Raw genomic sequence first — 230 nt, 5'->3', positions numbered from 1 at the left:
TACCAACCCTGAATCCCTGGGACTCCAGGAAGCGGCCAATAACAGCCATACCAAAACTGGGATGATCAACATAAGCATCCCCTGTGACAATAATAATGTCACAGGAATCCCAGCCGAGCTCATCCATCTCAGCACGGGTCATAGGGAGATAAGGTGCTGTGCCATAGCATTCAGCCCAATATTTTGGGTAGGAAAATAATTCCTTGGCAGGCACTGGTTGCTGCAGGGAT

General features: G+C 49.1%; 1 protein-coding gene. It reads right to left on the bottom strand.

The features are described from left to right. Positions 1-226, bottom strand: a 226-nt coding sequence (locus CWC16_RS20340) for a YgiQ N-terminal domain-containing protein (protein ID WP_502705087.1), incomplete at its 3' end; no start/stop codon positions are given. Positions 227-230 lie beyond the last annotated feature (4 nt).

The sequence above is a fragment of the Pseudoalteromonas sp. S3776 genome, assembly GCF_005886915.1.
Classification (GTDB): domain Bacteria; phylum Pseudomonadota; class Gammaproteobacteria; order Enterobacterales; family Alteromonadaceae; genus Pseudoalteromonas.
The sequence above is the reverse complement of the archived record's forward strand: the minus strand, read 5'-3'. Positions and strand labels throughout refer to the sequence as shown.